Raw genomic sequence first — 22,676 nt, 5'->3', positions numbered from 1 at the left:
GCAGTCATGTCGGACGCAGGGGTCGGCCGAATCGGCTCGATGCGGCATCAATCCAGAATCTGCGACACGAATTCATCGGCTCGGCGCTTCACATCCTCGTCACTGAGCTTTTCGGTGGGGATCTCCACGTCATCGAAGTCGAACGAGAAGTCATCCAGTTTCAGGTTGCCATTCAGTACTTCGCTGGCGATGGTGCGAGCCTCTTTCATCGACGCAGATTCGCTGCCTTGTGGCGCGGCATTGGTGATGGGCCCTCGACTCGCGTCGGGCGCGTCCTCCTCGTCGTCCGTCGTCGTCCGAGCGGTCGGGATGACCCGACCAGACCTGTCCACGTCCAGCTTCGGAACCGGCGGTGGCGGTAGTTCGCGCTTGGCGAAGAACTTGTCGCGGAAGTAGAGGATGCGGTACGCAAGCACCGGGCGCAGGCCTTCGCGGAAGAGGATCATCCGCTCCGGGTCCAATTCCTTGACCTCCTGGGGAAGCAGCAGGCGGCGCGGTTGCTCGCTCACGCTCACGGTCGGTGTCTTGCCCGCGCCGCCCCACATCGGGCGGCTGACGTTCTTCTGCTGAACGGTATAGGTCCCTAGTTCGCGCGAGATGGCTTCGGCATCCTCGTACTCCTTGGGTGGAAACACGATGCGTGCAGCCAGCGTCTTGCGGATCGACTTGGCGCCCTCGACGCCGTACTTCTCGATCAACTGCGAGTTGGACTGGACAATGATCACCGTGCGCACGTTGTAGCCCGGCAGAAAGGCCGTGGAGTCGGCGATGACGGGGATGCGACCCAGGGCGGGGAATTCGTCGAGCATCAACAGAAGCTGGTGACGAAGCTGCGGGTTGTTTTCGGGCAGCTCGCGCGTCTGCAGGCCGATCGCCTGCTGGAAGAACAGGTTGAGCAGCGGCCGCAACCGCGCGATGTTGTCGGGGTTGATCTGCACATAGATCGAGATCGTGCGCTTGCGCAGGTCGCGCAGGTCGAAGTCATTGGCCGAGGTGGCTGCATCGATCATCGGGTTGAGCCACAGGTCCAGGCGGCTGGTGAAGGTCTTGCGGATGCTGGAAGCCGTGGTCGGTGCCAGGTCGATCACGTCGTAGAGGCTTTGCACCGCCTCCTGCGACAGTGGATAGCCGGCGCGCTCGCAGGCATCGATCACACGTTTCCAGTGCTTCTGGAAACCCTCGGCATCGCTGGCCATGCCCTGGCGCAGCACTTCACCCAAGGTGCGCGTTGCGCCTTCGGTCTCGAAGAGGTACAGAGCGACGCCCAGGAACAGGGAGCGCGCCGACGAGGTCCAGAACGGATCGCCGACTTGCGGGTCGGGAAAGAGCATCGTACCGATGCGTTGCAGATCGTCGATGCAGCGGTAGGGCACCTCGGACACATAGCCCAGCGGGTTCCATCGCGCCGAACATTCGCGTTCGGACAGGGGGTCGAACAGATGCACCTCCTGCCCGTGGGCCGCGCGGAAGCCGGCCGTACGCATGAAGTTCTCGCCCTTGATGTCGCTGACGATCGCCGAGCCGGGCCAGTTCAGCAGGTTGGGAATGACGACGCCGACGCCTTTGCCGCTGCGCGGAGGTGCCTCGAGCTCGACGCCCTGCTGGCCCGGAAGCACCAGGTAACGGTGGCCGAGGCGGCCGAGGATGATGCCCTGCTCCTTCAGCAGGCCCGCCTTCGCGATTTCGCGCCGAAGGGCGAATCGCGCCGCGCCATGCAGCGGCGGGCGCCGCGGCAGCATGGCAAGACCCACCAGGCCCAGCATGAGGCCCTGGGAGCCGAGCAGCGCCGCGATGAGCGCACGGCGCACGTCCGGCTGCTTGCCGTAGGCCCCCCAGTACCGATGGAGGGTCAGCGGCGTGGCATTCTGCGGCGGCAGCTTCATGGCCATCAGGAAGGCGTAGCCGCCGACATACAGGCCGACCACCGCCGCCATCAGCAGCGCGGCCGCGATCCTGAAAGGACTAGGCAAGCCCTCGGTGCTTGGTGCCCGGGTCATACCAGATCTCCCGTACGATGCGCCGCTGCCGGCCATCGAGCCGGTCCCTCGCGCATTGCACGACGACGTCCACGCTCATCTGGGCCAGCTCCACGCCCTCGCGTGTGCTCATGCCCTGGCCTGCCTGGCTGCGCTTCATCAGCTGCGCCAGCGCCACGAAGGCCATCTCCGCGCTGTCCGCATGCACGCTGGTGATCGAGCCGGGGTGGCCGGTGTTCACGGACACGAGGTAGTCGTAGACCTCTTCGCCGGTGCGCAGCTCTGACACGAACACCCGGTCGGGGCGCTGCCGCTTGGCGCTGGCCAAGAGTTGGCCGGGCGTGACCTCGGCCTGTCCCTGGGCACCTTGCGAGTAGAAGAGTCTCACATGATTGGGCTGGTTGCGCAGCGACAGTTCCTTGACGTCCTCGATGGTGATCAGTCGGTCTTCGGAAGGCACTTCGAGGATCAGTGCCTTGCTGACCGTGGTCTTGCCGGAGCCGGTGGCGCCGGACAGAAGGATGTTCCTGCGCAACTGAACGGCACGCCGCAAGAAAGCCACGAATTGCCTGTGTGCGAGGAGGTCCTCCAGTTCCCGATCTTCCGGCGACGGGATCTTCGAACCGGGTTGCCGCGTCGGGGTCGCGGGCGCGCAGCGCGTCGGCTCGAAGATGCACAGGTCCTCCAGATCCTCGAGGGTCCAGAGGGTGCTCGACGGGCGCCGGATCGTGATCGAGACGGTCCGGTCCAGGGTCGCAGGCGGCAGCACGACTTGGATCCGTTCGCCGCCAGGCAGGGTCGCGGACAGGAGGGGCTCGCTGGCCGAGATGCGCTGGCGCGTGAAGTTGGCCACGAGCTTGGCGACGGACATGCACCAGTCGAAGCTGGCGAAGGGAAGCTCCTCGCGCGTCCAGCCGGACTGCCGTTCCACGAAGGCCGCACCGGGCTCGTTGATGCAGATCTCGGTGAGCGCGGGGTCGTCCAGCAGCCGGCCGAGCGGACCGAGAAAGAGAGCGAGTGATGAGGGCGGCTGCACCGGTGCACCGACAGGCGCAGGCTTTCCTTTCGCCTGTCCGCTGCCCGTTGTGGCACCAGGCTCGAGATCAAGGATTGACTGTGCCGGATCGAAGCGCATAGACGCTCCTGAAATCCACGTCGCGCGCGACCAGGATCTGGATCCGCTCGCCCTGGTTCTTGACGACAGTCGGTGGGATCGAGACGGTGCTGCGCAGCACCTCCGCGATGACGTCGCGGCTGCCCTGTGGAGCGAGCACCACGCCACCGCCACCGCCGACGCTTGTGCCGCTTTGCTGATGGGCAGCGATGGCCTGCATCGTTCCGTCGATCACCGAGATCAGGATCGCGGTGCCGAAGCGGTCCCAGAAATGGGTGTTGACGAAGCCCGGGAGACCGCTGCGTCCCAGCTCGTCGGTGCCTGGAGAGGCCAGCAAGGCCACGACGCCGGTGGGTGTGCGGGCTTCGTTCCACACGACGAAGACACGGCCCTGTCCCTGGCGCGGTGTTCCGCGCTGTTCGCCGACATACTTGGTCCCCCGTTCCAGCAGCACGACCTTGCCGTCGGCTCCGTAGACGTCGCTGGCGCCGATGCACGTGACCATGCCCCCGTAGGTGGAGTCGATGGCCGTTTCCAGGGTGCAATCGATGAATGCGCCCTTGGGTAGCAGCATGCGGCGTGTAGGCAGGACCTGGGCGGCAACCTCCGGCGTGGGGGTAGGCCGGAGGCCGGCGGCGAGGCCGCCACTGCTGCCGCTGAGAGTCGCTGAACCAGTATTGGGCGCCTGCAGCGCGCCGATCAGCTGCGCCATGCCTGGAACACCGCCCGGCAATGTTGCCGGATCCGCGAAGGCGTACGGCGTTGTGACACTCGCCGCCTGCGAAGACTGCGCCCGGCGAAGCACCGGCGCGCCCAGTTGCCGCTCCAGTGCGATCTGCTCGGGTGTTTTCTGTTGCGGCCCCGCGTTGGCGGTGTTCGCCGGCCCCGGCGGTGGCGGGTTGTCGGAGATGGACGTTGGGGCCGATGAGCCCGTTGGCGGGTTGATGCGGCCCAGCGGCGGCACCTTCATTTCGCCGCCGGCGCGTGCAGCGGCCGCCTTCCTCGCGGCTTCTTCGGCCTCCCGGGTCCTGGCGTACTGTGTGTTGTAGTACCAGAACAGGAACCCGGTGCCCAGCAGAATGATCGCCGCCAACGCCAGAGCGCCACTGATGCGTGACTGGATGGAGCGCTCACGATTGACCGAAGGGATGGTGCGCTCACCCTGGATTGTCGTGTCCCCAGTGGTTGCGCGGGAGGCGTCAGGCTTTGGTTCTGTGGTTCGTCGCACGGCCAGGACCTCTCCAGTGCCTGGATCGATCTGCGGCGCGTCGGCATCTTCCCGACGATCGGCCGGCGGGGGACGGCGGAACCGGTCCAGCCAGATCATGGTCCGTCCCCCGTGGTGATGCGCTGCACACCCGGCACGCTGGTGCTGGACGGCACGTGTGAACCGCCGCCAAAAAAGGATTGGTTGACGACGCAGCCGACCAACTGGCCTCGGCGCAGCACAAGTCGGCGCGCCACACGGTGGACGACGACCTCGTCCTCTTCGACATTGAAGTTGAGCAGAGATTCCGAGCCGTCGTCGTTCTGGACGAACATGGCCGGAAATTCCGAGCGTGACTGGAAACGCAGCCGGGTTTGCACCCCGTCGTCGTAGGCGCTCACCGGCTTGAGCGACTCGCTGCCGCAGAACCAGTAGTCGGCGTTGCGTGGACGGCTGGCCGCCCACTCCTTCATGTGTGCTTCGGTCTGGCGACGATCCCGATCGGCTGCAGTTGCTCGTGCCTCGTCCTCCGGATAGGTGAAGCGTAGCGAATACACCATGCGCCTGGCGGCCATGCCCGCAGGCGCGGTGGCGGAAACGACGTAATCGAAGTGGTAGGCCCGCCGGTTGGTGAGGACGGTCAGGTTGGTCGAGGCGCGCGCCTCCCTGGGCTTGATGAAGAAATGGTTGCGCTCTGCACCAACATCGAAGGCACCGTTATCACCGGAGCCGAGGTTCACGAACTCCTCGCCCTCGGCAAACTGCAGGTGGATCTGATAGCCGACGTAGCCATGCAATGAGACGACGTCGTCGGGGTTGTAGGCGACCACTCGTACCCGGGCGTCTATCTTGCCGATCGGGGGCACGGTTGCGGTGTGTGCGGACGGCGCAGCGAGCATCAGGCCCGCCGCCAACCCGATCAGGAGCGGAAATGTGCGATGCGTATCCTGGAGTCTCATCGCGCATCCTGTCTGCCGGGTGCAATGCCCATCGTGGCGACCTCGGGCTCGCGGCGGTACTCCATGACGCGAAAGCCCAGCGGATTGAGCGAGCGCATCTTGTCGTCCTTCGACGGCGGGACATAGGCGAACTCGATCGTGGACACCCAGTGGCTTGCCTGCTCTTCCCCGGTGCCGCCGGCGCGCGTAGAGCGGGTGAAGCGGACCTGGGCCAGCTTGTCCTTGCCGCTTTCCAGCTTGAGGAATGTGATCGAGCGCACCTGCGTGCGAATAGAGGTGCCGTCCTTGTAGACATTCAGAGGCGAAGTCGGGTTGTCGGCGGCCCACAGGGCGGCCCACTCCTGGTTGAGGCTGGGCGCATTCTGTGAGGCGACTAGTTCGTAGTCCGCCTCGGCTGTGCCATAGAAGTAGCGCTCGCGTGCGATCACGTAGTTCTGCAACAGGTTGCGCGTCACCACCTGCTCGATGTCGGCCGTGCCCTCGTAGGTGGGAACGATGTCGACGATCCCGCTGCTGCTGTCGACCCGGATGAGAACGGGAACGGGCTGCTTCAACGGCGTGAGACCGCTGACGGCGGCAACCGCGAGCACCGCGATGACGGCCGCTACCGCGGCGACGATCCAGGCGATCCTGGCCGATCGCTCCGCTCGACGCGCACGATCGAGTTCCCAGTTCTGGGCCTCGAGCAGATAGTTCTCAAGGGCGGCGTTCCGGGCCATTGCGCGTTCCTGGGCTGGGAGCTTCAGCCGAAGCGTTGATCGGCGTGAGCGGCCCTTCGCATTCCGGCGGCAGAGGTGGGCGAGTACCGCAGGCCGTCAGCAGCAAGGCGAGCACGTAGAGCGCAGTCGTGTATTGCATTCGCAGGATCTGTCGCTAGCGATTGCGCGATGGGCCTGGCATGACGTGCTCCCTGGGAAGCACGATGCCGCCGCGTCGCGATGTACCGATGCCGCTGATGGAGGCCATGCCCGCACCGACGCGGTTGCCCGCCAGGCGGCGGAACGAATCCCAACGTCCACCCGGCTCTCGCCGAAGGCCGTCGAGCATGCCGCGGCTGAACTCGTAGCTGGTTCGCTTGGTGCCTCCGAGCCCCCAGCGGAGCATTCCGCTGACAACGCCATAGGTGCTCAGCGCGACGCCGCTCGCAAGTCCTGCCGCGATTGGCATGACTTGACGCATTACCAAGAAAACGAGGGCCGAAGCAATGCAGACTCGCGCACTCGCGGCAATGGTGATTCCGGTACCTGCCGCCGCCGCATCGGCCGCGTACGCCTTGACAACGTTGAGGAGCAACGACGCAGCGAACATGGTCAGCACCCCAACGAGCGCGTAGTTGGCCAGTTGTGCAGTCCAGGATTCAAAAAAGCGCCTGGTTGCATCAAAGAACAGTAGGGCGATAAAGATCGGACCCAGGGCCAACAAGATTGCAATGGCCACCTTGGAAAGGCCGAGCATGTACGCTGTTACGACAACGGTCAGGCCAACCAACAGGTAGACCAGAAAGCCAGCGACGTAGAACGCAAAGTCGCTATCAAGCACGCTTCCTTTTTTGAGCAACTGTTCCGCAACCGTTGTTCCATCCAGCCAGACTTGATCAATCACGCTCACGACTGTCGGAGCCCCGACGATGGATGCCACCAATTGCTCAGGTGCTTGATAGAAGGTATCCGTGATGACTTGGTTGTAAGTCCACAGCCGAAGTCCGACTCCGAGGACGATTGCGATGGTGAAGATCCGCTTGACGCCCTCCCAGACGGGTTCTTGAATTCGTCCGGTGAGGCTGAGGTAGCCCCACACCATCACGTAGATGGTTGCGAGTGTTACGGCTGCGGGCTCAATCGCGGATGCAACCCGCGCCGAGTGCGTACCAACATAGTTGGCGAGTTGGCCGTTGAGCCACGAGAAGAATTGTGCGAAGAAGCCCATGATCGCAAGTGCTATCTGGCATTGCTTTGCGGGATGGGTGTCGGCTTCAGATCTCGCGTGCTGCCAATACCTTCGAGCTTCCGCCGGGTCAGTCCACCATCTGCGAATTGCGGCACTGGATCTGAAGGAAAGGGGGAGGCCTGTTCTGCGGTCTGGCGCCAGATGAGATAGTACGCACCACTGCCCGCCGCAGTGACAACGATGCTTGCGAACAGCGCCCAGGTTGTCTTTTTCATTTCAAATTCCGGGCGCTAGTAGTTGACGCTGGGAAGCGACCTCATGGAGCCGATGTCCGATATGGATTGCTCCCGGGCGCGTTGTTTGCGCATCAGCTCTTCGGATTGGGCAACTTGATAGAGACTCTGCAGCTTCGTCTGCTCATTGGTGAGCATGTTCTGCTCGGCCTGGATCCTGGCCTGCAGGTCCTGGATCGCTTTGGGGTCCTGTGCGGTGGCGATGCGGTTGATCAGTTGCTGCAGCGCCGAGAAGCGCTGGCTGGTGTTCTGGTAGGCGCTCTGGGTCATGCCGTTGAGCATGGCTGCCGACTGCCGGCCTTGCTCGACGATCTGGCGCAGTTCGGGGCTGAGTGCATCCATCTGCGTTCCGGAGAGGACGCTGTTGGCTCTCATGATCGACTGCACCTGGTCGGCCAGCCCGGCATAGTTGCCCGATGAGCCGTTGAGCGTGTCCATCAGATCGCCGTAGCTGGGAGGCAGGTAGTTGCGCGCGAGGTCCGAGGTCGACAGCAACTGCTCCATGCCTCGGGTGCCTGTCAGGGCGCTGTGGGTCTGGGCCAACTGGTCCTTCGATGCCTTCAGTTGGTCGTACTGCTTCTGCATCCCGGAGATCTGCTGCTGCCAGTACATGACCTGTTGCATCAGGTTGGCGATCGCCGTGACGTCGATCACCGGGATGCCGGCCTGTGCGCGCAGCGGTGCCAGGAAGGATGCCGCGGCGAGGATGGAGGCGAGAAGGTATCTATGCATGGAAGGCCTCCTGAGCCGAGGTTGAACGGGAACGGTGATGTGCTGCCAGGGCCGCGCGGAAAGGGGGCAGCCATTGATCGGGCCGTGGCCCATGCCTTTCCATGAGTTCGCGCATGAGCCGGACGTTGCCGGTGCGTCCCGAGATGACATGCAGGGCGTCGTCGAAACCGCGGAGATCGAGCTGCGCGACCACGCTCACGTGGTTCTGCTTGATGAGGAACTGGCGCGAGCCTGGTTCGAGCTCCTGCTTGATGAGCGCGAACTCCCGGTCCGTCAGGTTGAAGCCCTGGGTGTATTCGTCGTAATCCGCTTCCGGGTTGGGGAGCAGGATCTTCGTTGGCGTCTGCTCGATGATCGCCCGTGCGATGCTGGAATCGAGCACATGGCTTGCGCTCTGGGTGAAGGTGGCGATGTTGGCGTTCTTCTTTCGCCAGGCCTCCAGCCCGTTCTTGGCGAACTTCGTGAAGGCCGGGTCGCTCAGGAGCTTGGCGAACTCGTCCATCCAGCACACGAGTGGACGACCGTCCACCATGCGATTGACCAGATGGAGGAGGTACATGGTCAGCGGCGCCCGGACTACCTCGTTGTCCAGGAAGTCGGTCACATCGAAGCCGATCAGGGAGTGGCGGGTGAGCAGGGACGCCACGTCGTCCTGATCGTTGTCGAAGACCCAGGCGTAGCCCCCATGCTCCGAAGCGCACCATTTGCGAAGGCGCGCATGCATCCCCTCCGGGTCCGTGATGTCGAGGAAGGCGACCAGTCGCGACAGGCGCCTGTACGGTGGATCGAGTTTCAGGGTGCCGCGCAGTGCCTGGTCGAGATCGTCTTCCTGACGGACGGTCAGGGTATCGTTCGGCGAGCGCATCACGAGGCGTCTGAGCCAGTGCCGCATGAATTCGATGTTGTCGGGGATCGCGTCGTCGAGCTGCAGGGGATTGCAGCCGGTCGGCGTTCCGTTCTTGAGGGAGAGGTACCGGCCGTCCAGCGCGCGCACCAGGATGTGCAGCCCTTCGTCCTTGTCGAAGATGACTTGGGTGGCGTCGAGGCGATTGCAGATCGCCACCATGCAAAAGCCCAACAGGGTGGTCTTTCCGGTACCGAGCGGCCCGACGCCGGTGATATGCCCCACGTCTCGCCGGCTGCCGCCATCCGGGCTGCGCGGGTCGCTCGCATGCAGCGAGAAGTAGTAGGGCGAGCCGGCGCGCGTCGTGAACATGGTCAGCGCGTTGCCCCAGTAGTTGCCTGTCGCCCGGCCGGTCGGGAAATTGTGAAACGGTGACATGGCCGCGAAGTTGCGACTGGTGATGGGGGCTTTTCTGTTGCGGTAGCCGAAATTCCCAGGCAGTTGCGCCCAGAACGCAGCCTCCAGCGCGAGATCCTCCCGGGCCACCACCATCCCGGTGTCGCCCAGCAGGTATCGGGCGCGCGCCACGTTGTCGTTGAGCTGCTTCAGGCGGGGCCGGCCCTCGGCCTCGCTGACACCGTCGTAGGTGTCGGCCAGCACGTGGAGGCTGAAGTGGTGGTCGCCCACCACGAACCGGTTGCTCATCAGGTCGTCCAGCGCGTCCTTGAGCTCTTCGGCCTGCGAGACCGCCAGGTCTCCCGCGGCCGCCATCCGGTGGTGCTGGCGACTCATCATGTCGGTGGCGGTGCCCTTGGCCAGGAAGGTGAAGCTCTGGGTGAGCACGAAGGGGAAGGGTGCAGTCAGCAAGGCGCTGAACATGCCCGGTGCCGTGGGCGTCGGATATTCCTTGATCCCCAGGAAGGCGCCGATCCGTGTCTGGGTCCCCGCGCGGTATTCCATGGCCTCGCTGCCGAAGAAGGGTCGAGTGGTGGCCAGGACCTCGTTCAGAGGCGAGCGTGGCAGGGGCATGCGCTGCCACTCCCCGTTGACCAGCAGGCCATGGAATTCCACAAGCGAGGAGAAGAGCACGTCCCTTCCCTCCGGCTGGTAGATGCCCAGCGCGGCCGGGTCGTAGCGCTCCAGGGCGGCAAGCAACTCCTGGCGCAGCTTGGTGCAGGCATCCAGGGAGTCGCGCAGCTCGACCTGCGCGCCTTCGGGATCCGTGCGCTTGAGCAGGTGCAGTGCGGCGTTGCCGATCCTGGTGGCCTGCGGACGAAAGACGAGCGACAGGTACAGCTCGTTGACCATCAGCCGCTCGCCGGCCATCTTCCGGCGATAGCGCTGCTCGACTTCCTCGGCGAAGCCGGGGACCGTTCGCCCGGCCAGGTAGCCGGTCTCGCGGCGCCGGATCACGTGGGTCCACAGGGCCAGGTTGGGCGAGGCGATGTTGCGCAACAGCACGTTGAGGCGCTCGTGCCAGCTGTTGATGTCCTCGTCGTCTGCGCTCTCGAAGCTCGCACCGCCCAGGCGCAGGGTCTGGACGTAGTCGCCTGCGCGCGTGCGGGCCACATGCTCGTCGACATGAGCCGCAAGCGGGATCATGGCTGCGGCGCCGACCTCGCGGCGCAGCGTCTTCTCGGAGCGGGAGAGCAGTTGCATGAAGCCGTCCGATCTCAGACCACCACCGCCGGCACCGCCCGCATGCGGCGACGCCCTCGCAGGCCGGGCATGTCCAGCGCCAGCGGGCTGTACGAGTTGGCGCGCCAGAACCGCTGGTTGCCGCCGAGCACGGCCGGCAGGCGCGTGCGGCCCCACAGCTGCAGAAGGTCGAAGAAGCGCGGCTCGTACAGGCACACCAGGTAGAGCACCCCGTGGACCGGTACGAAGGCCAGCAGCCAGGCGAGGTTCTTCGTCACGATGAACGACTCGGTCGTGACGACGATGTTGAACATCATGGCTGCGTAGGTGACACCCCAGACCATAGAGGGCCGCGTCATGCCTACGAACAGGGGGTCGGCAACGATGCCCTGGTTGCGGTTCATGACGTGCTCTTCTCAGACCCCGAACAGGCCCCGGATCCAGGACACGATCTGCGGCCCGCCGAAGACCAGTACGGTCCCGATCACCACGGCGACCATCCACCACCAGCTCAGGCGCCCGAACCAGGCCATGGCGCCGGAGACCATCACCGCGACCGCTGCCAGCGGCGTCAGGATGGCGACGAGTTGCTGCTGGGTGGCGTTCGCGCCGGTAGCGAACGGGCTTCCAGCCATGGCGACCTCAGGAAGGACCGCAGCAAGCACCGCGATGAGCAGTGGTGCAAGTCCTCTTGTTCTGTTGCGGACTTCATTCACGTTCCAGATGGGAGCTCTGGACGGTCGGGCTGTCTTGCCCGGATCGGGGTGCGGCGCGTGACGAGCGCCTCGAACGTCGAATGCATCGGCGTGCAGCCGGACCGATTCAACGCAAGGGCAACGAGATACTGGCACGGAGTCGCTGCGGACTTCCGTGAGAAGCAGTGGCAATGCGGCGCTGCGGATCGAGCATGCGGTCATGGCACTACTCCAGTGGGCGAGCGGGGAGTGCTGCGGACGCCTTGCTCTGGGGTGGACGCAAGAGGATGCGAGGCGGGCAGTCCGGTACGCCTGCCGCTGCCGTAGACATCCCACCAGGGCATCGGCGCCGTACCCTTGCTCGCGCTGGGGCTGCTCTCGGCCGGGCGGCCGGCAACGGGTCTGAGCGCAGCAGCCCTTCCAGTGCCGAGGGAGGTCGAGGCCATCTCTCGTTTGATGGCCGCGATATCGCGGAGCACGCGGGCGTGCTGCTCCTCGGCCTCGTTCGCCGCTTGCATGTCGGATGCGGCAATGCGCTCGGCCCTGCGACGCACGAGGCCTTCCATCTGCTCTTCGGATTTCTTCAACTCCTGGCGGAGGATCTCCATGCGTTCGTTGTCGCGAGCAGACTGCTCTGACGCAGCGACGGCGTGCGATGGGGCCGGCGAGGCTTGCAGGGGCGGGGCGCTCGCGTCGGCCATCACGCAGACGAAAACGAACAGACAAAGCAAGGCTGCTTGTCCGACCTCGCCGATCGCTTCGCCGCAGAGAACATCCTTTGCTTGCATAGGGTGCACTGTTCACCCATCGCCGTATGCGTGTCGACTGTCACTTATGACAGTGGAGCTGGAAAGACCCGAGGGGCTAAATCCTGACTTCGGGGGCCGGGAAGGCCTCTCGCTGTCTTTCCGCGAAACACACGCGCAGCGCAGCCTTTGGCGCGACGGCCGACGAGGCGCGAGGAGCAAGTCATGGACAACGTGGTCGTCTTTGGCAATCAGAAAGGCGGGGTTGGGAAGTCCACCCTGGCGGTGCTGTACGCATGCTGGCTGGCCGACATGCAGCGCCAGTCCGTGTGCGTGATCGACCTCGATACGCAGGCCAACAGTTCGAAGTCGTTGCGCCGGTTCGCGACAGACATCGACGCGTCCGCGCTCTTCGGCCAGACCGCGCCACCGATCCCGTTGCCGTGCAAGCAGGGCATTGCGCTCGTGGCGAGCAGCAGGAGCGTGGCCGACATTGAGCTCGCGAAGCCGGAAGTGGTGATTCCCGCATTCCGCAGAAGCGTGATGCGGCTGGCGCAGGATTTCGACACGATCGTGATCGATACGCCGCCGGCGCTGGGCTTGCGAATGAGCGCGGCGCTGATCGCTGCCACCGCCGTGGTCTGTCCGATCGAGCTGGAGGAGTACAGCATCGACGGTGTCACGGACATGCTCAAGACCGTCTTCGGTGTCAGACAGCGCTACAACCCGCAGTTGCGGCTGGCCGGCATCGTGCTGAACCGGTTCAATCCGCGGTCGTTGCGGCAGAAGGCCGCGATGCAGGAGCTGGCCAAGAACTTCCGGGAGTTCGCGATCCCGGCGCGGATCTCGATCCGTTCGGCGATTCCCGAAGCGCTGGCCGAAGGTGTTCCGGTGTGGAAACTGCCGAAGAGTGCCGCACGGGAGGCGAGTCTCGAGGTGATGCAGGTGTTCGAGCTGCTCCAGCAGCGCATCACCGGTTCGGGCGAGACGGCGCGAATGGGTGAGGTGAGGGCATGAGAGAGCACGACGGCCTGGATCTGAGCGGGCTGTCGCAATTCAGGGCGGTCGACCTGCTGGGGGGTGATGCGGGCTGCCTTGCCCCGGGCATGCCCATGCAGGTGGCGCTGGATCGCATCGACTTCGATCCTGCCCAGCCGCGCCGGCGTATCCAGGGCACCGGCATCGAGGAACTTGCCGAATCGATCCGCCAGCATGGCGTGCTGGAGCCGGTATCCCTGCGATCCCATTCCGAGCAGCCGGACCGGTACATCGTCAACCGAGGCGAGCGCCGGGTGCGCGCGGCGCGTCGGGCCGGACTCGCCGCCATTGCAGCCTTTGTGGATGAACGGGTCGACCCGTTCGCGCAGGCCGTGGAGAACCTGCATCGCGAGGACATGTCGCCGCTCGATCTGGCCACGTTCATCGCCGAGCGGGAGAGGGAAGGGCACTCGCGCGCCGAGATCGCGCGCCGGTTGGGCAAGCCGCGCTCCTTCATCACGGAAGCTGCCAAGCTGAACGAAGCGCCTGAGGAATTGCGAAGAGCGGTGGATCAGGGACGGCTCGGCGGTGATATCCGGACGCTGTACCAACTGGTGGCGGTTGCGCGCGATCGGCCGCATGAAATTCAGGAACTGCTGGCGCGAGGTGGCCCGATCGGTCGTGCCCGTCCTGATGAAGCGCCGGGGTGTCTGCGACCTCGCGAGTCCGGCGGACCTCCGGAGACGGCAACGAGCGGCTGCAGGGTGGGCAGGGTGGCCAGCAGCGGGCGCACGGTGCTGGTGGTGGAGCATGGCGGGCGGCGCGGGGCATTGCGCATCAAGGCACAGGACAGCAATGTCGGCGAGGTCCGGTTCGGCGATGGGACGTGCGCCTTGCTGCCGCTGGCGGACTTGCGGCCGGTGTGCTGGGCCACGGAGGAATAGGGACGCATGCGTTCTGGGGGATCAGAACGTGCGCGCATGTGGTCAGCAAGTCATGTTGCCCGGCCTTACCGCCCGGAGTGCCAAGCTTCTCTTTTCGAGTCGAGTGGGAAGGTGCGAGCGATGGAGCTGCTCATTCATACTCGGCGTTCCCGCGGCAAGCATAAGGCTATGCCGGGTGCGTACAGCTCGCCACCATGTGGCGGCGTTTGTATTCGAGCGGTGTCATCTTCAGGCTGCGCAGAAAGACCCGGCGCATCACCTCCTGGGATCCGTAGCCGCATTGCGCGGCGACGGCCTTGAGAGGGCGTGTACTCGTTTCGATCAGGCGGCAGGCCATCTCGAGGCGAATCTGTTGCACACCGCGCCCCGGCGTGAGACCCGTCGTGCGCTTGTAGAAGCGCACGAAAGAGCGCGCCGACATGTGAACCTGTTGTGCCAGCATGGCGACACTGAGCTTCTCGCGCAGGTGTGCCGAGATCCACAGATGCAATGCGGCGATGCGCGCATCGAGCACGGGTTTCTCGATCGGGGCACCGCGATGGCGCTTCACGCCGTAGCGTCGGCTGCGCGGCTCTGGCAGACGTGAGGCGAGCGAGTCGGCAAACCATGGCCCCTTGTCCTGCTCGACCCACGACAGTGCCAAGTCCACGCCCTGATCCGGTTCGACGACCCGCCAGCCGCGTGTGGTCATGCGGACGGTGAACGGGTCAGATCTTTCCTTGCGCGCACGTGGCGGATTCGACGGCATCGGGCGCTCTGGTCGTCGTGCGCCGCGGATGCTCGGCACCAGCGGCAACAGGGTCCTGGTCCCCAGCAAGGCGCAGCGCTTCAGATGCCTTCGGCCGTTGGAGAGCCATTCACACAGGCGCTGGACGCTGGTCGGTCCGTTCCGGGGCGAAGCCGAGTCGGGCACTCCGGCAATGACGAGCGTGTTCGCGCGACCCGTGAGCTGGCGCGGCAGTGCGCTGGCGGGCAACGCAATACCGCTGGAGCTGGAGACGGGCCCACCCGCGATGGAGGCCAGTCGAATGGCATAAGCGGCGACATTGCTCCGCGTCCTGCGCAGGGCATTGGCGGCATTGAAGACCGCGATCATGCCGATCACGTCGGCGAGAAGGAACCCGGGAAGCAGCAGAAACCAGATCTTGTGCATCGTTTAGGGGCTACCGTATCCACATTGGGGATCAATCTGCACCCTCCCGAACCTGCGCAGTGCGTTGCCAGTGCTCGCCGGGCCGGAGCTCGCGCGATTGGCAGAAATGGTGGTCAATTTGCTTTCATGGATGGGCGTCGCGCTTCTAGACTGTCAAGCCCCGCCTCCATGACGTGCTGAACCGAGCGCCATGTGCACGGGACAGACTGGCGCGAGGGTCGGTTGGTTCCCGGGCTCAAGCCCTCGGACAGCCATGGTGCCCGCCAGGCTGCCGCAGAAGCGGCGTCGACTGCGCTTGCGACGAACGCGGGGGGGCCGGCGCTCCAGAAAGAACACCCATGAACGATTGGACACAGGATGTTCTCGGCCGATTGACCGAGGCGAGCGAGCCATCCCAGGTGCTCGAGCAGATCAGCGTGGCAGCCAGACACCTCGGCTTCGAGCACTGCGCCTACGGGTTGCGCATCTTCGTGCCGTTCACCCGCCCCCGGACCTTGATGCTCAGCACCTACGACGAGCGCTGGAATCACCGGTATCTGGATGCGGGATACCTCCAGGTCGACCCCACCGTTGCCCATGGAGTGCGCAGTCGGACGCCGGTGGTCTGGAGCAACGAGGTTTTCCGGGACACGCCGCGCATGTGGGATGAAGCGCGCTCCTTCGGTCTGCGTGTCGGCTGGGCGCAATCGGTCTTCGAGGCCGACGCCCGCGTGGGCATGCTGTCGCTTGCCAGATCGAGTGAGCCGCTCACCGCGACAGAGATGCGCGCCAAGGATCCACTGCTCCAATGGCTGGTGAACACGGCTCACCAGGCGCTCGCCCATTGCCTCGGGGAGAGTCCACTGGCAGGCCTCGAGCCGCTGACGAGCCGGCAGGTTGAAGTGTTGCGCTGGACTGCCGACGGCAAGACGAGCGACGAGATCGCGCACATCCTCGGCATCTCGAAGCCGACCGTCAACTTCCACATCAGGAATGCGATCGCCAGATTGCGTGCCAACAACAAGAACTCGGCCGTGGCGCGCTCTTCGCGCCTCGGGGTTCTGAACTGACCCAATGGCTGCAGCCGGCATCGGGGCTGCGCATGTGTTCATCGGGTCTCATTGCCGCAGCGGTCCTGGCGCGGGCGCCAGCCTTTGTCCACGTCGATGTAGCAGGCAAACAGATACTGGCCCTCGATCAGCACCGGCGGTGCCGCCCGGTGCGCATGCACGCCTGCACGGCGCAGGATGCGCTCGACGCCCAGGGGCGAGGCGGAGATCAGTCGCTGCCCGCCCTCTTTCGCGACCGCCTGCATCGCAGCACCCAGCATGTCCAGCGCGAGCGACGATCCGCACAGGTCATCGCCGGGGCTGAGACGAACACCGTCGACGGCGGCGAACCGTGACAGCTCCCAGATCTGCGGCGAGCACGGTGCAGGAATGCTGCCGAGCAGTTGCGGAAAGACCGAGGCCAGCAGGTAAGGCCGGTGCGTCGGCAACAAGCGGCTGGTCCCCACGATCTCGCCCTCCGGATTGCGCGCGATCAGATAGATAGTGTCCTTCCGGTCGAACTCGTCGAGCTCGAACCGCCCGCGCGTTTGCAGCTTCCAGCCCAGCTTCTCGACGAAAACCTGGTGCCGGTAGCGCGCCATGTCGAACAGTACCCCTGCGGAGAATGAATCGACTGTTCCCGCGATGATCTCCATGACGTCACCTCTTGCTACATGAGGTCGCATTACAGCCTGATGACAGACGCGAGGGACACTGTCAGAGTTGATAGGGCGGGCGGCCGATGTGCAGCTTGTGCGCGGCAGTCAAGGCGACTCTGCCGTCGCTAGACAGATGCTCGTGCATGAGCCCGGCGCGATGAAGGGGCAGGGTACGCGTTTCATGGCCGGAGTTGGGCCGGCCTGCGCGCCCAGTGCATCTGCGCTGCTTCTATCGCGGTGCTTGCGATGGTGGCACGGACTCTTGCATCGCGTTCCACGGCAGCGCAGCGTAGAAGGCCTGGACTGTGGCGTAAGCCACATCGAATGGGGGCAGCGCTCCCTCGATCTCGGGGGATAGTTCCTCGTATCCTTGTTTGGCCATTTCCCTGACTTTCGGATCGGCGAGAGAGTCGATGCCGGGTTCTATTTCTCTCGCTCTGCAGGATGCCTGGAGCAGGATGAGAAGAGAAGCGCGTTCTTGGTCGCTCAGGGGTTTGCTTTGAGTAACCAACAGGTGCAGGTCGTAGACATCCTGGCGTCGGTTGCGTCTGCGGATCGGCTGCTGGAGCAGAGAGCGCAATTTTTCTGCCATCAGGTTGAGGAAACTGTAGACCCGCAACTGGTCGCCATCACCGAGTTCGAGAATCTCCACGTCGTAGACTGCCTCGTTGTAGCTGTAGTCGATCTCTACGATTGTGGGAGCCTGTCTGTTCAGCAGCCTGTCCAACTCGTTGCGCTTGCTCCTGGGTGCATAACCAATGTTGAGGGCCAGTGTGGGAAATTGCGCGTCGGGACGGGCTGGACGGATTTCGGCGCGTTGGCGACGACACATCGTGTCATAGGAAAGAGCGTCATTGGCCACTTCAAGCTGTTGGTCGAGTTCGTCGATCAGCTCTTGCTCCATGCCCGCAGCATATTTTTCGCGCGTGGAAAAATCCACGTCCTTGGTGAACCGCCCGCTGTCGTAGCGAATGGCCATCAGCAGGCCACCCTTCATGATCATCTTGGAGCGCAGGGCAGTCGATGTACCAATCGCGGTCAGGATGATGTGCACCGCTTCCCTGAAATTGCGTTTGTCGGCGGGAGCCTGTGACACCCACTGCGGGAGATCGATTTCTTCAAGCATTTCCGTTGGAGTGGTCGTAGGAGGCCGCGAGGGCTAGCGATGGGACGTTGATGGACAACTGCCATCGTTCGGAATAGACGGGGGCGTATTCGTTTTCAGCGTCAAGTTTCCGGGAGCCGCCGCGTTGCGCAAACTTTTGCCACTCATCGATGACTGGCGAGTCGAGCCGACAGACCTCAGTGATCACGAAACCTGCCCGAACCTTGTCGATAGGCTGGCCATGCCTGTCTGTTTCGTCCACGATCAGTTTGAGATATCGCTTTGCTTCTTTCCGGTAGACATCGAGAACGTGCTGGATGCCTCCACAGAGCTTCGGCTCTCTCAGCATGTCCAGAAAGACGCGTCCGAGCGTCGCCACGCGTAGGGGTGATTCGGCGACATTCCTGAATGCACCAAACTGCGATCTTTCGTGAAACTCGATATTCGTATGCCCGATGTTGTTGATGTGAGGGCGGGTAAGCCGCGGCAGGCCGGAGCTCTTGTAGTCCTCGAGCCTGTCATCCAGGTCCCTTGCCATGCGAGCCTGTGCTTGCCTGCGCCAGGCTGTCACTGGTGGTGTTGTCATGTAGACAATCTTTGAGAAGCGATCGGTCAGGCCATGGTATTCCATGGCACTCAGATGGGAGACGTAAGCGAATGGATCCAGGCTGCACATGATCTCATCAGGCGTGGCCCTGGTGCTTCCGAACAGGAGGTAAGCGGTTTCCTGCGCCGATGTGGGGATGGGTGTGAGGAGGCGTACGCCCTTCAGAGCCGTCAGCACCTGCTCGTACATTGCTCTGGACTGTGCCGGCCGGGATGATCGAGGCAGGTGGGAGAAAACCAGCTTGCCGAGTTCATACGAAGAGACAGCCGGCTCCTTGATCAGTGCGAGGGCGTCCGCCACGGAGGAGACGAGATCCTGATGCACAGTGGATGTCATTGGCATTTGGGCAGCCTGAGTCGAAGGGATTGGGGAGAAAAGAGGGTGTCTGTGTTTGGTATATTGATCTCAAATATCTGTAAACTGCGTCCTTAGGACGCAGTTTACAGATATTTGATGGAATTTTCAACTGTGCCAAATACGATTCCGTGGTAAAGCTGAGATCTCAAAGAGATGGCTGTGAAGGCATGGCAAGTACAATGCGTCCTAAGGACGCATTGTACTTGCCATGCTGAACGAATGATCTCGAAGCCGGCTCGGTTCGATTGCATCTGTGCTCGGACTGGGAATGTTCAACGTGTGCATCAAGTCTTCATTCGCCGAGCCAGCCTATGACATCGCCGCACTCGAGACACCCTGGAGGGCGATCGACACATGCCGGTTGCGGGCGTCCCGCCGGCCTAGAGGTGGACTCCGCCGTGCAAGGTGATGGGTATTGGGTGCGACGCTGGAGGGTGCTTGTTCACGGGCGCCGCGCCGCCCAGATGTTGAAGGCACCCGCTGCGATGATCAGGACCACGCCGAGCGCGGCGTGGGGAGGCGGTATGTCGCCCCAGATCGCGTATCCCAGCAGCATGGCCCAGACGATGAGGCTGTAGCGAAAGGGCGTGACGACAGAGAGATCAACGCCGCGGCAGGCGGCGATGAGTGCGTAGTTGCCCAGCGCTGCGCAGCCCGCGGCGGCGGCCAGCGCGGTGAGTTCACGCTGCGAGAGCGGCGCCCAGTTCTCCACGAGCCCCAGCAACAGTCCGGCCAGGCACACGGCAAGCGTGGTTGCGACGGCGATGGTCGCCGACGGGATCGCGACGGGGATGTGCCGCGTCACCAGATCACGGGCGGCCAGTGAGGCAGCGCACAGTAGCGCACATGCATGTCCAGTCGCAGAGACATCGGCGCGTGCAGATGGCTGGATCACCAGCAAGACTCCAGCGAAGCCGGCCGCGATCGCGAGCAGACGGCTGCCGCGCCAGTGCTCCCAGCGTAGCGCCATCGCGGTGACGGCAATCATGAGCGGCGCGGTCATCATGAGCGTGCTGACCGTGGCCAGGGGCGCGAGCGACAGAGCAACCACGGAGGCAAGGGCGGTCGTGATCTCGAGTCCGCAACGCACCCCGATGACGGGACGCAGCGCGGCGCGCCAGCCCACCTGAGCCCGCCAGGCGATAGCTAGGACGAGGGCACTGGCAAAGGCACCGCGCACGGCGAGGATCTGCCCGGGGGGCAGGCTCGGGGCCGTCAGCTTGACGAAGGTATCGTTGAGCACATAGCAGCCCATGGCCACCAGCATAAGGGCGATCCCTCGGCGATTGGCCTGCGCACTAGCCATCGCTGGAGGAGGGCGTTGCCGACGCTGGGTTCTGCGGGACCGTGGAGGCGGATGACTCCCGTGACGCGGGCCACGTGACGGCATCGGCCGCCGATTCCGTATTCGCCACCGTCCCCGGTCGCGGCCCAAGCGGCGCACCGCAATGCCTCAGCACATCCCACAGGGCTTGGGCCTTGAGCACGATCTCCTCGACTTCGGCATCCGGGTCGGACATGGCGACGATGGCGCCGCCAGCGCCGATGGAGATCCGGCCGTTGGCCGCCACCAGGGTACGGATCACGATGTTGAGCTGGGCTGCGCCGTCGAGCGAAAGATAGCCGATGCTGCCCGAGTAGATGCCGCGGGCGGCCCCTTCGAGTTCATCGAGGATCTTCATCGTGCGTACCTTGGGCGCGCCGGTCATGGAGCCCCCCGGGAAGGCAGCGCGCACGCAGTCCACGGCGCCGATGTCGGAGCGCAGCCGGCCTCGGATGGTGCTGACCAGCTGATGCACGGTGGCGTAGGTCTCCACCGCGAACAGGCTGGGCACATGGACGCTGTCGATCTCGCACACCCGGTTGAGGTCATTGCGCAGCAGGTCGACGATCATCAGGTTTTCCGCGCGCGTCTTCTCGTCGGCGACCATCGCGTCGGCGATCGCAAGGTCTTCTGCCGGCGTTGCACCGCGCGCCGCGGTGCCCTTGATGGGCTTGGACTCCACATCCCTGGTGCCAGAGATGTGCAGGAAGAGCTCGGGCGATGCGCACAGCACGGCATAGCCGCCCACGCGCAGGTAGGCCGAATAGGGTGCTGGGTTGTGCCTGCGCAGAACCCGGTATATCTCCAGCGGACTGATGCGTCCCTCGCCCACCAGTTGGTTCGTGAGGCAGACCTCGTAGGTGTCGCCTTGCAGAATCTCGTGCTGGCAGCGAAGGATGAGATCGCGGTAGGTGCCCAGGTCCACCCGCCATCCCAGTGAATGCAGATCACGGGCGGCGTCGCCGCTGGTGTCTGCTGCGAGCTTCTGCGCGCCATTCAGGCCTTCGCGCATGGCTTGCATCCAGCGGCGATTCTCATCACCCGGGACGGTCTCATCCAGACAGACGATCCAGACCTGCCGCTCGGCATGGTCGAAGGCGAGGAATCGGTCAGCGAGGATCCACATCGCGTCCGGGGTATCGGCGTCGTGCATGCGCGACCCGTCCAGTTCCCGCTTGAGCTCGTAGCCGAAATAGCCTACGAAGCCACTCGCGAAGTCGAAAGGGAGACTCGGGCCTGAGGGTGGCAGACCGGGAATGTGGTCGCGCAGGTAGTCGAAGATGCTTTCGTCGCGCACCTGGACGGTGTCGCCCCGGCGCACCAACAGCTCGCGCGGTGCCGTGCGATAGGTCAGCACTCGGGTCCGCGGCCCGCTCGCATCTCCCATGAAGGAAAAGCGTGCCCGCCCAGCCTCGGCGAGACTGCTGTCCAGCCAGAAGGCGCAGTCGCCGTGCGCGAAAGTGCGCACGAACACCGTCTCGGCATCGGCCTCGGTGTCGATGCACTCGGCATGCAGCGACAGCGCCCGCGGTCCTTCGAACCGCAGCGCGGGCCCGAGGTGATCACGGGCCTCGCGCTGCGGTGCCTGTGCGTGCCATGCCTCGGTCAGTTCCCTGAAATTGCGTAGCAGCCGTGCGCCGAATTCCGTGCAGATTGACTCCGGGTGGAACTGCACGCCCCACCAGGGGCGCGAGACGTGGCGCAACGCCATCAGCGTCCCGTCGGACGTCCAGGCAAGCGGCTCGAGGGATGAAGGAAGCTGAGTGACCGCCAGCGAGTGGTAGCGCACCGCTTCGAAGCGATCCGGAATGCCGGTGAAAAGGTCGCACTGCGTGTGCGAGATGCGGTCCAGACGCCCGTGCATCGGCCGCACCGCCAGGTCGACCCGCGCGCCGCAGTGGTGAGCGATCGCCTGGTGGCCCAGGCAGACGCCCAGCACGGGCTTGCGAGAGCGCTGCAGCGCGTCCGCCGAGATGCCCAGATCCTGGGGGCGCTGCGGACGTCCGGGGCCTGGCGAGATCACGATGTTGTCGAAGGGCAGGCGTTCGACCTCGTCCCAGCTCATCTCGTTGTTGCGCAGGACGATCGGCGGCTCGGCATTGCAGGCGGCCAGATACTGGTACAGGTTGTAGGTGAATGAGTCGTAGTTGTCGATCAGGAGGGTGCGCATGGGAGGCTCCTTGGCTCATGGCAGAGGTCTGCATCGTTGGGGAATCGGACCGACGGCGCCACTGCACGATGTGCTAGTTGCCTGCCTGCCTGCCTGCCTGGGCGGGCGGCATGCAGGGCACGTTGGGAGTGCCTGAGGCCGGGGTCGTGTGGGGCGCGTGGCATTCGCTCGGTGCCGTCGATCGTGATGCCCCGTGTGATCGGGATGGAGCAGATAGGCGGTGAGAGGCTTGGTCGAGACGGGCGCGCCCGACAAGCCGA

General features: G+C 64.4%; 21 protein-coding genes. 3 read left to right on the top strand and 18 right to left on the bottom strand.

Annotated features, from left to right (window positions below; all coding sequences use genetic code 11):
* Nucleotides 1-47 precede the first annotated feature (47 nt).
* From BLW48_RS28910 to BLW48_RS28860, 12 genes are all read right to left on the bottom strand, one after another.
* Nucleotides 48-2,033 carry a type IV secretory system conjugative DNA transfer family protein gene (locus tag BLW48_RS28910; RefSeq protein WP_256330974.1) on the bottom strand — a complete coding sequence of 662 codons (1,986 nt, stop codon included), beginning with the start codon at nucleotides 2,031-2,033 and terminating at the stop codon, nucleotides 48-50.
* The gene (gene virB11, locus BLW48_RS28905; protein ID WP_093178930.1) at nucleotides 1,963-3,111 is read right to left on the bottom strand and encodes a P-type DNA transfer ATPase VirB11; all 1,149 of its coding nucleotides are present in this window, start codon (nucleotides 3,109-3,111) and stop codon (nucleotides 1,963-1,965) included. The genes BLW48_RS28910 and virB11 overlap by 71 nt, the downstream gene beginning before the upstream one ends.
* Complete coding sequence (gene virB10, locus BLW48_RS28900; RefSeq protein WP_093178929.1) at nucleotides 3,080-4,417, bottom strand: type IV secretion system protein VirB10; 1,338 nt, start codon at nucleotides 4,415-4,417, stop codon at nucleotides 3,080-3,082. Before virB10 ends, virB11 begins: the two co-directional genes overlap by 32 nt.
* Nucleotides 4,414-5,256 (bottom strand): P-type conjugative transfer protein VirB9, encoded by an 843-nt coding sequence (gene virB9 / locus BLW48_RS28895; protein WP_093178927.1) that lies wholly within the window; start codon nucleotides 5,254-5,256, stop codon nucleotides 4,414-4,416. Before virB9 ends, virB10 begins: the two co-directional genes overlap by 4 nt.
* The gene (locus BLW48_RS28890) at nucleotides 5,253-5,975 is read right to left on the bottom strand and encodes a VirB8 family type IV secretion system protein (protein WP_093178926.1); all 723 of its coding nucleotides are present in this window, start codon (nucleotides 5,973-5,975) and stop codon (nucleotides 5,253-5,255) included. Before BLW48_RS28890 ends, virB9 begins: the two co-directional genes overlap by 4 nt.
* A gap of 154 nt (nucleotides 5,976-6,129) precedes the next feature.
* Nucleotides 6,130-7,182, bottom strand: a complete 1,053-nt coding sequence (locus BLW48_RS28885) for a TrbL/VirB6 family protein (RefSeq protein ID WP_093178924.1) — start codon at nucleotides 7,180-7,182, stop codon at nucleotides 6,130-6,132.
* Between the two features lie 11 nt (nucleotides 7,183-7,193).
* Complete coding sequence (locus tag BLW48_RS35130; RefSeq protein WP_143047806.1) at nucleotides 7,194-7,418, bottom strand: hypothetical protein; 225 nt, start codon at nucleotides 7,416-7,418, stop codon at nucleotides 7,194-7,196.
* Nucleotides 7,419-7,433: 15 nt separating this feature from the next.
* The gene (locus BLW48_RS28880) at nucleotides 7,434-8,168 is read right to left on the bottom strand and encodes a TrbJ/VirB5 family protein (protein WP_093178923.1); all 735 of its coding nucleotides are present in this window, start codon (nucleotides 8,166-8,168) and stop codon (nucleotides 7,434-7,436) included.
* Nucleotides 8,161-10,671, bottom strand: coding sequence for a VirB4 family type IV secretion/conjugal transfer ATPase (locus BLW48_RS28875; protein ID WP_093178921.1), 2,511 nt, complete (start codon nucleotides 10,669-10,671; stop codon nucleotides 8,161-8,163). The genes BLW48_RS28880 and BLW48_RS28875 overlap by 8 nt, the downstream gene beginning before the upstream one ends.
* A 14-nt stretch (nucleotides 10,672-10,685) precedes the next feature.
* Nucleotides 10,686-11,054 carry a VirB3 family type IV secretion system protein gene (locus BLW48_RS28870; protein WP_093178920.1) on the bottom strand — a complete coding sequence of 123 codons (369 nt, stop codon included), beginning with the start codon at nucleotides 11,052-11,054 and terminating at the stop codon, nucleotides 10,686-10,688.
* A 12-nt stretch (nucleotides 11,055-11,066) separates the two neighbouring features.
* Complete coding sequence (locus BLW48_RS35925) at nucleotides 11,067-11,567, bottom strand: TrbC/VirB2 family protein (protein WP_256330972.1); 501 nt, start codon at nucleotides 11,565-11,567, stop codon at nucleotides 11,067-11,069.
* A complete protein-coding gene (locus tag BLW48_RS28860; RefSeq protein ID WP_093178917.1) occupies nucleotides 11,564-12,133 on the bottom strand; it encodes a DUF4200 domain-containing protein in 570 nt (189 codons plus the stop codon). Before BLW48_RS28860 ends, BLW48_RS35925 begins: the two co-directional genes overlap by 4 nt.
* 183 nt (nucleotides 12,134-12,316) lie before the next feature.
* On the opposite strand from BLW48_RS28860, the gene BLW48_RS28855 reads away from it, so the two are divergent.
* Nucleotides 12,317-13,108, top strand: a complete 792-nt coding sequence (locus BLW48_RS28855; protein ID WP_093178915.1) for a ParA family protein — start codon at nucleotides 12,317-12,319, stop codon at nucleotides 13,106-13,108.
* Complete coding sequence (locus BLW48_RS28850) at nucleotides 13,105-14,013, top strand: ParB/RepB/Spo0J family partition protein (RefSeq protein ID WP_093178913.1); 909 nt, start codon at nucleotides 13,105-13,107, stop codon at nucleotides 14,011-14,013. The genes BLW48_RS28855 and BLW48_RS28850 overlap by 4 nt, the downstream gene beginning before the upstream one ends.
* Before the next feature lie 166 nt (nucleotides 14,014-14,179).
* Here BLW48_RS28850 and BLW48_RS28845 read toward each other — a convergent pair whose 3' ends face one another.
* On the bottom strand, nucleotides 14,180-15,166 hold the full coding sequence (locus BLW48_RS28845; RefSeq protein ID WP_093178912.1) for a GlxA family transcriptional regulator: 987 nt from the start codon (nucleotides 15,164-15,166) through the stop codon (nucleotides 14,180-14,182).
* Between the two features lie 338 nt (nucleotides 15,167-15,504).
* Here BLW48_RS28845 and BLW48_RS28840 point away from each other — a divergent pair, with 338 nt between their 5' ends.
* Nucleotides 15,505-16,215, top strand: a complete 711-nt coding sequence (locus tag BLW48_RS28840; protein ID WP_093178910.1) for an autoinducer binding domain-containing protein — start codon at nucleotides 15,505-15,507, stop codon at nucleotides 16,213-16,215.
* A gap of 38 nt (nucleotides 16,216-16,253) precedes the next feature.
* Here BLW48_RS28840 and BLW48_RS28835 read toward each other — a convergent pair whose 3' ends face one another.
* From BLW48_RS28835 to pabB, 5 genes are all read right to left on the bottom strand, one after another.
* On the bottom strand, nucleotides 16,254-16,850 hold the full coding sequence (locus BLW48_RS28835; RefSeq protein ID WP_093178909.1) for an acyl-homoserine-lactone synthase: 597 nt from the start codon (nucleotides 16,848-16,850) through the stop codon (nucleotides 16,254-16,256).
* A gap of 232 nt (nucleotides 16,851-17,082) precedes the next feature.
* Nucleotides 17,083-17,979 (bottom strand): nucleotidyl transferase AbiEii/AbiGii toxin family protein, encoded by an 897-nt coding sequence (locus BLW48_RS28830; protein WP_093178907.1) that lies wholly within the window; start codon nucleotides 17,977-17,979, stop codon nucleotides 17,083-17,085.
* Nucleotides 17,972-18,907, bottom strand: coding sequence for a type IV toxin-antitoxin system AbiEi family antitoxin domain-containing protein (locus tag BLW48_RS28825; RefSeq protein ID WP_093178906.1), 936 nt, complete (start codon nucleotides 18,905-18,907; stop codon nucleotides 17,972-17,974). The genes BLW48_RS28830 and BLW48_RS28825 overlap by 8 nt, the downstream gene beginning before the upstream one ends.
* A gap of 457 nt (nucleotides 18,908-19,364) precedes the next feature.
* Nucleotides 19,365-20,228 (bottom strand): DMT family transporter, encoded by an 864-nt coding sequence (locus BLW48_RS28820; RefSeq protein ID WP_256330971.1) that lies wholly within the window; start codon nucleotides 20,226-20,228, stop codon nucleotides 19,365-19,367.
* The gene (pabB, locus tag BLW48_RS28815; protein WP_093178902.1) at nucleotides 20,221-22,416 is read right to left on the bottom strand and encodes an aminodeoxychorismate synthase component I; all 2,196 of its coding nucleotides are present in this window, start codon (nucleotides 22,414-22,416) and stop codon (nucleotides 20,221-20,223) included. Before pabB ends, BLW48_RS28820 begins: the two co-directional genes overlap by 8 nt.
* Nucleotides 22,417-22,676 lie beyond the last annotated feature (260 nt).

This window comes from Variovorax sp. YR266 (assembly GCF_900107295.1).
Taxonomy (GTDB): domain Bacteria; phylum Pseudomonadota; class Gammaproteobacteria; order Burkholderiales; family Burkholderiaceae_C; genus Variovorax.
The sequence above is the reverse complement of the archived record's forward strand: the minus strand, read 5'-3'. Positions and strand labels throughout refer to the sequence as shown.